This is a genomic window from Streptomyces prasinopilosus (assembly GCF_001419695.1).
In the GTDB taxonomy this organism is placed as follows: Bacteria; Actinomycetota; Actinomycetes; order Streptomycetales; family Streptomycetaceae; genus Streptomyces; species Streptomyces prasinopilosus.
Genome location: NZ_LIRG01000321.1, coordinates 1 through 10,887, shown reverse-complemented (window position 1 = coordinate 10,887; position 10,887 = coordinate 1). Strand labels below are relative to the sequence as shown.

The following is a 10,887-nucleotide window of genomic DNA, read 5'->3' as shown; positions in this document are numbered from 1 at the left end:
GGACTGTCCCGGCCCACCGTCGAGGGTGTCGTGGAGGGCCTGATCGAGGCGGGCCTCGTCGTGGAGAAGGCGGCCGAGGAGGGCGCGGCACGGCGCCAGGGGCGGCCGGCCCGGAGGTTCCGCTTCCGGGCGGAGGCCGGGCATCTGCTGGGCCTGGAGATCGGGCCGCACCGGGTGGCGGCGCTGCTGGCCGACCTGGACGGCCGGGTGATCGGCGCCCAGGCCCAGGACGTCGGGGAGACGGCCGGGGCCGACGAGCGGCTGGGAGCGCTGCACGCCGCCGTCGCCGAGCTGCTGCGCCGGGCCGGGGTGCCGCGCGATTCCCTGCGGGCCGTGGGCGTGGGAACGCCCGGGATCGTCGAGGCGGGCGGCACCGTACGGCTGGGCACGGCGCTTCCCGGGTGGACGGGGCTGGGCCTGGGTGAGCGGCTGAGCCGGTCCTTCACGTGCCCGGTGCTGGTCGAGAACGACGCCAACGCGGCGGTGGTGGCGGAGCACTGGAAGGGTGTCGCCACCGGGACGGACGACGTGGTGTTCGTGCTGGCCGGGCTGAGTCCCGGTGCGGGTTCACTGATCGGGGGGCGGCTGCACCGGGGGTACGGCGGGGCGGCCGGCGAGATCGGCGCGCTGCATCTGCTGGGGCGCGAGGCGACTCCCGAGAGGCTGCTGTCGACCACGGACGAGCCGCTGCACCCGCTCGACGAGCAGGCGGTGGCCGAGGTGTTCGCCCGGGCCCGCGGGGGCGACCCACGGGCCCTCGCGGCCGTGGACCGCTTCATCCGGCGGCTGGTCCACGACGTGGCGGCGCTGGTGCTGGCCCTGGATCCGGAACTCGTCGTGATCGGCGGCTGGGCGGCCGGGCTGGACGGCGTGCTGGAGCCGTTGCGGCGCGAACTGGCCCGCTACTGTCTGCGCCCGCCGGAGGTCGCCCTGTCCCTCCTCGGAGAGGCGGCGGTGGCGACGGGCGCGGTGCGGCTCGCCCTGGACCATGTGGAGGAGCAGCTCTTCGCGGTGGAGGGCGCGGTGACGGCCCGCCGGTAGGCGGAGCGCCGCCCGCACGGCACGCCTCGTCCTCGCGTGCCCGGACCGGCGGCGGCCGGCGTGCCCGCCGCCGCTCCGCCCGGCCCGATCCGGACGAGGGGTCCTGAGCGCCCGGTGTTCAGGAGGCCCGGCGCTCGGGACCGTGGTGGATCTCCACGCCTCCGGAGTCGCCGAAGGTCAGCCGGCAGGTGTCCGCACGGTAGGTGGCGACGGACAGCGCGGCGACGCGGCCCCGGGCGATGTAGGAGGTGGTGACGACGAGGACGGGCGCGCCCGGCAGGCGGTCCAGTTCCCTGGCGTCGTCCGCGCGGGCCGAGCCGAGCTCCACCGCGTTCTCGTGCCGCTCCAGCTCCAGGTGCTGCAGTTCGCGCAGCACCGCCCGGGCGCGGGCCGCGCCCGAGGGGGCGTCGATGGCGGAGAGGTCGGGCACCGAGGAGGCGGGGACGTAGAGCAGCTCGGCGGCGACGGGCTGGCCCTGCGAGACCCGGGAGCGCCGCACGGTGTGCACGGCCTCCTCCCGGCCGGTCCCCAGGGTCCCGGCCACGGCGGCGGGCGGCACTTCGCACGCGCAGTCCACGGCCTGCCAGGCGTCGTCGGGTCCGCCGGGCCAGGTGTGCTGCGCCGTGCCCACGGACACGCCCATGCGCGGCGGGGCCACCGTGGTGCCGACGCCGCGGCGCCGCTGCAGCCTGCCTTCGAGCTCCAGCTGCTCCAGCGCCTGGCGGAGCGTGGCGCGGGCGACACCGAAGCGGGCGGCCAGGTCGCGCTCGTTGGGCAGGATCTCGCCCACCGAGAACTCCGAGTCCAGGGCCTCGCTGAGCACGGTCCTGAGATGCCAGTACTTCGGTTCCGGCACCGTCTCCAATTGCGTGGTCCCCACCCTGTCCTCCGCGATCGCCGGGTCCGGTGACGTTTTGACGCCCTTGTTTATTAAAGGTTGTTTCACTTGTCTGCGACCATAAAACGGCCCTCCCCCTTGGTCAAGACCAATCGGACATGTCGGTGGGCCCCGCGCCGGACGGCGCGGGGCCCGGGGGCGGGCGGCCCGTCCCTACCGGGCGGCTTCCAGCGAGCGCAACTTGTCGGGGTTGCGGATGATGTAGACCGTCCGGACGCGTCCGTCGAGGACGTCCAGCTGGAAGACGGCGTCGGGCCTGCCGTCGGTGAGGACCAGTGCCGCGGGACCGCCGTTGAGCTCCAGGATGCGGGCCGAGAAGCCGGGGACCCCCTTGCGGGCGATGCCGGCGAGGAAGCGGCCCACCTTGTCGGCGCTCTCCAGGACGCGCAGCGGGGCGCGCGACTTGCCGCCGCTGTCGCCGACGAGCCGTACGTCGGGGGCGAGCAGTTCCATGAGCGCCTCCAGGTCGCCGCCGGCCGCCGCCGCCAGGAACCGTTCGGTCAGCTCGCGGCGCCGGGCGGGATCGACGTCGTAGCGCGGGCGGCGCTCCTCGACGTGCTTGCGGGCCCGCGCGGCGAGCTGACGGACCGCCGGCTCACCGCGGTCGAGCAGGGCGGCGATGCCGGAGTAGGGGTAGCCGAACGCCTCCCGCAGGACGAACACCGCGCGCTCCAGCGGGGACAGCGTCTCCATGACGACCAGGACGGCGAGCGAGACCGAGTCGGTGAGCACCGCCCGTTCGGCGGTGTCCGGGGCGGTGTCGCCGAAGTCGGTGAGGTAGGGCTCAGGCAGCCACGGGCCGACGTACGTCTCGCCCCGCGCCTTGATCTGGCGCAGCCGGTCGATGGCGAGGCGGGTGGTGACGCGCACCAGGTAGGCGCGCGGCTCGCGGACGTCGGACCGGTCGCCGCCCGCCCAGCGCAGCCACGCCTCCTGGACCACGTCCTCGGCGTCGGCCACCCGGCCGAGCATGCGGTAGGCCACTCCCAGGAGAACGGGGCGGTGTTCCTCGAAGGCGTCGGTCGCGGTGTCGGTGCTCACCCCTCCATCCCAGCCGACCCGTTCGGGCGTGTCCAGGCGGATCCGGCGCGTCGCGGAACGGGGGCGCCGGGGCCGGGACCCGCCCCCACGGGGGCTACCCGTCGGTAGCGATTGCTGACAAGCTGTCTACGGCGTCGGGCGGCGCCGGTGTCCCGCCGGGCGTCCGGACACCGCGTGCCCTCCGGCACCACCGCCCGGACACCCCGAGTCCCAGACGAGGAGCACCCCATGTCCGCGACCGTCTCCTTCGAGGTCACCTCTTCGCACGGCCCGCAGACCGTGAGCCTGTCCTACGCGCGCGCGGGCCGCGGCGAACCGCTGCTCCTGCTGCACGGCATCGGTCACCACCGCCAGGCCTGGGACCCGGTCGTGGACATCCTCGCCACCGAGCGCGAGGTGATCGCCGTGGACCTGCCCGGCTTCGGCGCCTCCCCGGCGCTGCCCGACGGCCTCCTCCACGACCTGCCCACCATGAACGCCGCCCTCGCCGCCCTGTGCGCGGAACTGGGGCTCGACCGGCCCCACGTCGCGGGCAACTCGCTCGGCGGCCTGCTGGCCCTGGAGCTCGGCCGCGAGAAGCTCGTACGGTCCGTCACCGCGCTGTCGCCGGCCGGGTTCTGGTCTCCGGCGGAGCGGCGGTACGCCTTCGGCGTACTGCTCGCGATGCGGCGGCTCGCGGAGCGCATGCCGCCGCCCCTGGTCGAGCGGCTCGCCCGTTCGGCGGCCGGGCGCGCGGCGCTGACCAGCACCATCTACGCCCGGCCCGGCCGCCGTTCGCCCGAGGCGGTGGTCGCCGAGACGCTCGCGCTCGCCGGCGCCCCCGGCTTCGCCGGGACGCTCCGGGCGGGCACCGCCGTGCGGTTCACCGACGACGTGCCCGGCATCCCGGTCACGATCGCCTGGGGCGCCCGCGACCGGCTGCTCCTCCCCCGCCAGGGAGTCCGTGCCAAGCGGACGATCCCCGGGGCGCGGCTGATCCGGCTGCCCGGTTGCGGTCACGTCCCGATGAACGACGATCCCGCCCTGGTCGCCCGCGTCCTCCTCGACGGAAGCCGCTGAACGGACCGCACCGGTCGGCGCGTCGGGGCGCGATGCGGCGCGCCGGTCCACGGGGGTCCGCGGCGAGTTGTTCACTTGGGGTTCGCGCGCGGGCCGTGCCGTCCGAGTACATGTGGCGGCGCACACCGGCCGGATCTCCCGCCCCCTGGAGGCGCCTTCATGTCACCCCGTTCGCTCCCCGGCCGCCGCGCCGTCCTGCGCGGCTCGCTCGCGGCCTCGGCGGCCCTGGCCCTGCCCACCGCCGCCGGACCGGCGCCCGCCTTCGCCCGGTCCGGGCGCCCGGAGGCGAGGTGGGGTGTGCAGGCGGGCGACGTGACGCACGACTCCGGGCTGGTGTGGGTGCGCTCCGACCGTCCGGCCCGGATGATCGTCGAGACGTCGGCGACCGAGTCGTTCCGCGATCCGCGGCGTTGGCCGGGGCCGCTGCTCGGCCCCGGCACGGACTTCACGGGCACCACCCGGCTGCGCGGACTGCCGGAGGGCGAGCAGATCCACTACCGGGTGCGGCTCGCCGACCCGGACGACCCGCGCCGCTCGGGGGAACCGGTCACCGGTACGTTCCGGACGGTGTCCGCACGGCGGCGCGAGGGCGTGCGGTTCGTGTGGTCGGGCGACCTGGCGGGGCAGGGCTGGGGCATCGACCCCGGGTTCGGCGGCTACCGGATCTTCGAGGCGATGGCCCGGACCGATCCCGACTTCTTCCTGTTCAGCGGCGACACCGTCTACGCCGACGGGCCGGTCCCGGCGACCGCCGCGCTGCCGGACGGGGGTGTCTGGCGGAACATCACCACGGAGGAGAAGTCCAAGGTCGCCGAGACCCTGGCCGAGTTCCGCGGCAACTTCCGGTACAACCTGCTCGACGAGCACTTCCGCCGGTTCAACGCCCAGGTGCCGTCGATCGTGCAGTGGGACGACCACGAGGTGCGCAACAACTGGTACCCGGGCCAGCGGATCGCGGACACCGACGGCCGGTACACGGAGAAGAGCGTCGACGTGCTGGCGGCACGGGCGCGGCGCGCGTTCGGCGAGTACTTCCCGATGTCCGCGCCGCGGCCGGGCGCTCGCGAGGGCCGGGTGCACCGGGTGCTGCGGCAGGGCCCGTTGCTGGACGTGTTCGTCCTGGACATGCGCACGTACCGCAACGCCAACTCCTCCGGGGACCAGACCGTGGACCCGCAGGGGATCCTCGGGCGCGAGCAGGTGGAGTGGCTCAAGCGGGAACTGGCGCGCTCACGGGCGGTGTGGAAGGTGATCGCCGCGGACATGCCGCTCGGCCTGGTCGTGCCCGACACCGGCGAGGGCGCCCGGCACGTCGAGGCGGTGGCCCAGGGCGACCCGGGCGCGCCGCTGGGACGCGAGCTGCAGATCGCGGAGCTGCTGCGGTTCGTCAAGCACCGGCGGATCACCGGCACGGTGTGGCTGACGGCCGACGTGCACCACACCTCGGCCCAGCACTACCAGCCCGCGCGGGCCGCGTTCGACGACTTCGAGCCGTTCTGGGAGTTCGTCTCCGGGCCGCTCAACGCGGGCGCCTTCCCGGCGAGCGCGCTCGACAGCACCTTCGGCCCGGAGCGGGTGTTCGTGAAGGCGCCGGACGCGGCGAACGTCTCGCCCGCCGGCGGGTACCAGTTCTTCGGCGAGGTCGACATCGACGGCGGCAGCGGCGAGCTGACCGTACGGCTGCGGGAGCAGGACGGCACCGTGCTGTACACGAAGCGGCTGCAGCCGGGTCTGGTCGGCCAGTAGCCGGTCGGCGCACCACCCGTTGAACGGTAAACCGACAAAAGGATCATAGATACCATAAGAACTCTTTACTCGTCAGCCACGGCACGTTAGTGATCACGAAACACACTTCCTTCACAGTGGCCGTATGAGCCGAGACATGCCGGACACGACGCACGACTTCCGGAGCCCTCCCGCGCAGGGGCGGACGCGGGGAGGACCGACCGCGCGGCTGACGGCGGCGTTCCACAGCTGGTGGGCACGCCGCCACGGCCACGCGCCCCCGGCGTCCGGTACCGGCGGCCCGCCCCCGGCCGCCGGGGTCGTGCACGGCGGGCCGGCGGAGAGCACCCTGTGGCGGATGCGGACGACGGTGCGGGACGCACCGGGCGCGCTGGCCGCACTGTGCACGGCACTGGCCGGGGAGGACGTCGACATCCTGAGCCTGCAGACGCATCCGCTGGGCACGGCCACGGTCGACGAGTTCCTGCTGCGCGCCCCCGCCGGCCTGACCGGCGCCGGGCTCACCGCGGCGGTGTCGGGCGCCGGTGGCACCGGCATCTGGATCGAGCGGGCCGACGCCCACGACCTGGTGGACGCGCCGACCCGGATGCTGGGCCTCGCCACGCGCACGGCACTGGATGCCGCGGAACTCCCCCTGGCACTGAGGCAGTTGCTGGGACGATGCACGATCCGCTCCCTGCCCGCGGCAGCGGGTGCCGGCCGGCGGGCGCCGGACGGCGTGCCGGCCGAGGGGACCCTGGAGGACACCGTGATGCGGCTGCGGGCCCCCGAGGGCGGTGTGATCACCGTGGAGCGGCCGTATCTGCCGTTCACACCCACCGAGTTCGCCCGGGCCCGGGCCCTGGTGGAGCTGGACACCCGGCTCGGCCCCCGGGTCCCCCGCGGCCAGGACGTCCTCACGCTGTCCGAGGGCAGCGACATCACGGTGCGCCGGGCGGACACCGGCGACCTGGAGGCGGCGCGGGCGATGCACGAGCGGTGCTCGCCCGAGACCCTGCGCCTGCGCTACCACGGGCCGGTCGGCGACGTGGACCGCTACCTGAACCACCTGCTCGGTCCGCGCTTCGGCCGCACGCTCGCCGTGCGCACGGCGTCGGGACGCCTCGTCGGCCTCGGCCATCTGCTGTGGGACGGCGACGAGACCGAGGTGGCCCTGCTCGTCGAGGACGCCTGGCAGCGCCGGGGCATCGGCGGCGAGCTCCTCGCCCGGCTGGTGGCGATGGCCGGCGAGGCGGGCTGCGCCCACGTCTACGCCGTGACGCAGGCGTCCAACACCGGCATGGTCGCCGCGATGCGCGGCCTGGAACTCCCCCTCGACTACCAGATCGAGGAGGGCACCCTGGTCATCACTGCCCGCCTGGACCAGCGGCCGGCCCGCCGCGTGCGGGACGAGCACGGGGAGCGGGAGCACGGCGGCTCCCGGGCCGGCCGTCGGCCGCAGGCACCGGCCGACGGCCGGTGATCGCGGGCCACGGCCGCCGGCCGTGGCACCGCGGAACGACGGCCGTGGCCCGTGGCAGCGCGGAGCGACGGCGGGGCGGCCCGGCCGCCCCGTCCGGTCAGCCCAGCGCCCCGTCCAGATCGGCCCACAGGTCCTCGACGTCCTCCAGGCCGACGGAGAGCCGCAGCAGCCGGTCGTCGACCCCCGCGGCCCTGCGGTCGCCGGCGTCGACGATGCGGTGGCTGATGGACGCCGGGTGCTGGATGAGGGAGTCCACGCTGCCGAGGCTCACCGCCGGGGTGATCAGCCGCACCCCGGCGATCACCTCGTGCGGGTCCCCGTGCACCTCGAAGGAGACCATCGCCCCGCCGACGCGCGGGTAGTGCACCCGGGCCACCCGCGGGTCGGCGGTGAGCCTGCGGGCGAGTTCGGCGGCACTCGCCGAGGCCGCCCGGACCCGCACCGGCAGCGTCGACAGTCCCCGCAGCAGCAGGTAGCCGGCCAGCGGATGCAGGACGCCGCCGGTGGCGAACCGGATCTGCCGCAGCCGCCCCGCGAACTCCTCGTCGCAGGCCACCACTCCGGCCAGGACGTCCCCGTGCCCGCCGAGGTACTTGGTGGCGCTGTGCAGCACCAGCCGCGCCCCGTGCTCGGCCGGCCGCTGCAGGACGGGGGTGGCGAAGGTGTTGTCGACGAGCAGCGGCACGGAGCCGCAGGCATGGGCGAGTGCCCGCAGGTCGACCTCGGCGAGGGTCGGATTGGCCGGTGACTCCACCAGGACCAGACCGGTGTCCGGGCGCAGCGCGTCGGCGACCCCGGCCGGGTCGGTCCACGTCACCTCGGAGCCGAGCAGCCCGGCGGTCAGCAGGTGGTCGCTGCACCCGTACAGGGGGCGCACGGCGACGACGTGGCGCAGGCCCATGGAGCCGCGCGCCAGCAGGACGGCGCTGAGCGCGGCCATGCCGCTGGCGAAGGCGACGGCGGTCTCCGTGCCCTCCAGGCGGGCCAGGGCGGTCTCGAAGCGGGCGGTGGTCGGGTTGCCGAGCCGCCCGTAGACGGGCGGGCCGTCCGGCTGCGCGCCGGTGGCGGCGAAGGCGTCGATGCGGGCGGCCTCGCCGCGGCTGTCGAAGGCGGGGTAGGTGGTGGACAGGTCGATCGGCGGGGCGTGCAGTCCCTGCCGGGCCAGGTCGTCCCGGCCGGCGTGCACGGCCTCGGTGTCGAGTGCTCTCGTGGTGCTGCGCGTGCCCATGCGTACGTCCATGCCCCGAAGGGTGAACACCGGCCGGGTCCCGGGGGCCGGTCTCCGTGTTACGTTCGGCCGGTGGCTGATTCCGTCGTACTGGATCCGGTGGACCTTCATCTGCTGAGGCTGTTGCAGAACGACGCCCGGACGACGTACCGGGACCTCGCCGCGCAGGTGGGAGTGGCCCCCTCGACCTGTCTGGACCGGGTGACCCGGCTGCGGCGCTCCGGCGTCATCCTCGGACACCGGCTGGAGCTGGATCCGGCCAAGCTGGGACGAGGGCTCCAGGCGCTGCTGTCGGTACAGGTCAGACCGCACCGGCGGGAGCTGGTGGGACCCTTCGTGGAACGGATCCGGGCACTGCCGGAGTCGCTGTCCGTCTTCCACCTGACCGGACCGGACGACTATCTGGTCCATGTCGCGGTCGCGGACATGGCGGATCTGCAGCGGCTGGTGCTGGACGGGTTCACGTCGCGGCGGGAGGTGGCGCGCGTGGAGACGCGGCTGATCTTCCAGCGGTGGGACTGCGGCCCGCTGCTGCCCTCTTCGCCCTCGGCTCAATCCGGGTGACGTCCGGCGCGCCGCGTACCAGGATGGTCGCCATGTCTGAGACCCACAGCCCGCTGCCCCGCGAGGTCGCCGACGCCTACGTCGACGACCTCATCGCCCTCGACCCGGTCACCGGTACGTACCTCGGCGTGCGGGAGAGTCACCACCGCCTGCCCGACCTCTCCCCCGCGGGTCAGGAGGCGCTCGCGGAGCTCCGGCGGGCCACGCTCGCCCGGCTCGACGAGGCCGAGGCCCGGCCCGGCGCGGACAGCGGCATCGAGCGCCGCTGCGCCCGGCTGCTGCGGGAGCGGCTCACCGCGGAGCTCGCCGTGCACGAGGCCGACGAAGGGCTGCGCTCGGTCGGCAACATGGGCACCGCCGCCCACTCGGTGCGCGAGGTGTTCACCGTGACGCCGACGAGCACCGAGGAGGACTGGGCCGCGGTCGCCGAGCGGCTGCGCGCGGTACCGGCCGCGCTGGCGGGCTACCGGGAGTCCCTCGCGCTCGGCCTGGAGCGCAAGCTGTACGCGGCGCCGCGGCCGACCGCCGCCTTCGTCGGGCAGCTCGGCGAGTGGGCGGACACCGGCGGGGGCCGGGGCTGGTTCGAGGATTTCGCCGCGCCGGGTCCGGACGCGCTGCGCGCGGAGCTGGACGGGGCGGCGCGCTCGGCGACCGCGGCCGTGGTGGAGCTGCGGGACTGGATGCGCGACGTGTACGCGCCGGCGGTCGAGGGCGCCCCCGACACCGTGGGCCGGGAGCGCTACGCCCGCTGGTCCCGCTACTACAACGGCACCGACCTCGACCTCGACGAGGCGTACGCCTACGGCTGGGCCGAGTACCACCGGCTGCTGGCCGAGATGCGCAAGGAGGCCGAGAAGGTCCTGCCGGGTGCCGGCACGCCGTGGGTGGCGCTGGCGCACCTCGACGAGCACGGCCGGCACATCGAGGGCGTCGACGAGGTCCGCGACTGGCTGCAGGGCCTGATGGACAAGGCGATCGACGCGCTCGACGGCACCCACTTCGAACTCGCCGAGCGGGTGCGGAAGGTGGAGTCGCGGATCGCCCCGCCGGGCAGCGCGGCGGCGCCGTACTACACGGCCCCGTCGGAGGACTTCTCCCGGCCCGGCCGCACCTGGCTGCCGACCATGGGACTGACCCGCTTCCCCGTCTACGACCTGGTGTCGACCTGGTACCACGAGGGCGTTCCCGGCCACCACCTCCAGCTGGCGCAGTGGGCGCACGTCGCCGGGGACCTGTCCCGCTACCAGGCCTCCGTCGGCATGGTCAGCGCCAACGCGGAGGGCTGGGCGCTGTACGCGGAGCGGCTGATGGACGAGCTCGGCTTCCTCGCGGACGCGGAGGAGCGGCTCGGCTACCTGGACGCGCAGATGATGCGGGCCGCCCGGGTGATCGTCGACATCGGCATGCACCTGGAGCTGGAGATCCCGGCGGACTCGCCGTTCCACCCGGGCGAGCGCTGGACGCCGGAGCTGGCCGAGGAGTTCTTCGGGGCGCACAGCAGCCGTCCCGCGGACTTCGTGGAGAGCGAGATGACCCGCTACCTGACGATCCCCGGCCAGGCCATCGGCTACAAGCTCGGTGAGCGTGCCTGGCTGCTGGGCCGGGAGAACGCCCGCAGGAGGCACGGCGACTCCTTCGACCCCAAGGCGTGGCACATGGCGGCACTCTCCCAGGGCTCGCTGGGCCTGGACGACCTGGTGGACGAGCTGTCGGCGCTGTGAGCCGGGCCGCCGGCGGCCCGTACCGGGGCGGCTCCGGTGCCGTCAGCGCCGGAAGCCCCCCTCGGAGTCGATGACCTGACCGGTGATCCGGTCCGCCTCGTCCGTGGCCAGCCACGCGATGAGGCGG

The 10,887-nt window shown here is 74.8% G+C and carries 9 protein-coding genes and 1 pseudogene; 6 read left to right on the top strand and 4 right to left on the bottom strand.

Annotated features, from left to right (window positions below):
• Positions 1-1,041, top strand: a 1,041-nt coding sequence (locus AOK18_RS14425; RefSeq protein WP_055694618.1) for an ROK family protein, incomplete at its 5' end; no start/stop codon positions are given.
• Positions 1,042-1,159: 118 nt separating this feature from the next.
• Here AOK18_RS14425 and AOK18_RS14420 read toward each other — a convergent pair.
• Positions 1,160-1,921 carry a GntR family transcriptional regulator gene (locus AOK18_RS14420; RefSeq protein ID WP_055573476.1) on the bottom strand — a complete coding sequence of 254 codons (762 nt, stop codon included), beginning with the start codon at positions 1,919-1,921 and terminating at the stop codon, positions 1,160-1,162.
• A 171-nt stretch (positions 1,922-2,092) separates the two neighbouring features.
• Positions 2,093-2,980, bottom strand: a complete 888-nt coding sequence (locus AOK18_RS14415; protein ID WP_055573475.1) for an RNA polymerase sigma-70 factor — start codon at positions 2,978-2,980, stop codon at positions 2,093-2,095.
• A gap of 228 nt (positions 2,981-3,208) precedes the next feature.
• On the opposite strand from AOK18_RS14415, the gene AOK18_RS14410 reads away from it, so the two are divergent.
• The 3 genes from AOK18_RS14410 to AOK18_RS14400 all read left to right on the top strand — a co-directional run bounded on the left by AOK18_RS14410 (position 3,209) and on the right by AOK18_RS14400 (position 7,247).
• A complete protein-coding gene (locus tag AOK18_RS14410; RefSeq protein WP_055694617.1) occupies positions 3,209-4,039 on the top strand; it encodes an alpha/beta fold hydrolase in 831 nt (276 codons plus the stop codon).
• Positions 4,040-4,198: 159 nt separating this feature from the next.
• A complete protein-coding gene (locus AOK18_RS14405; protein ID WP_055694616.1) occupies positions 4,199-5,785 on the top strand; it encodes an alkaline phosphatase D family protein in 1,587 nt (528 codons plus the stop codon).
• A gap of 124 nt (positions 5,786-5,909) precedes the next feature.
• Complete coding sequence (locus tag AOK18_RS14400) at positions 5,910-7,247, top strand: GNAT family N-acetyltransferase (RefSeq protein ID WP_055694615.1); 1,338 nt, start codon at positions 5,910-5,912, stop codon at positions 7,245-7,247.
• 97 nt (positions 7,248-7,344) lie between these two features.
• Here AOK18_RS14400 and AOK18_RS14395 read toward each other — a convergent pair whose 3' ends face one another.
• Positions 7,345-8,487, bottom strand: coding sequence for a trans-sulfuration enzyme family protein (locus tag AOK18_RS14395; RefSeq protein ID WP_055573483.1), 1,143 nt, complete (start codon positions 8,485-8,487; stop codon positions 7,345-7,347).
• A 60-nt stretch (positions 8,488-8,547) separates the two neighbouring features.
• On the opposite strand from AOK18_RS14395, the gene AOK18_RS14390 reads away from it, so the two are divergent.
• Both AOK18_RS14390 and AOK18_RS14385 read left to right on the top strand, forming a co-directional pair.
• Positions 8,548-9,039 (top strand): Lrp/AsnC family transcriptional regulator, encoded by a 492-nt coding sequence (locus AOK18_RS14390; protein ID WP_055573471.1) that lies wholly within the window; start codon positions 8,548-8,550, stop codon positions 9,037-9,039.
• Between the two features lie 32 nt (positions 9,040-9,071).
• The gene (locus AOK18_RS14385) at positions 9,072-10,760 is read left to right on the top strand and encodes a DUF885 domain-containing protein (protein WP_055694614.1); all 1,689 of its coding nucleotides are present in this window, start codon (positions 9,072-9,074) and stop codon (positions 10,758-10,760) included.
• A gap of 42 nt (positions 10,761-10,802) precedes the next feature.
• On the opposite strand, the pseudogene AOK18_RS34325 reads toward AOK18_RS14385, so the two are convergent.
• A pseudogene (locus tag AOK18_RS34325) lies at positions 10,803-10,887 on the bottom strand (SDR family oxidoreductase); the annotation flags it as partial.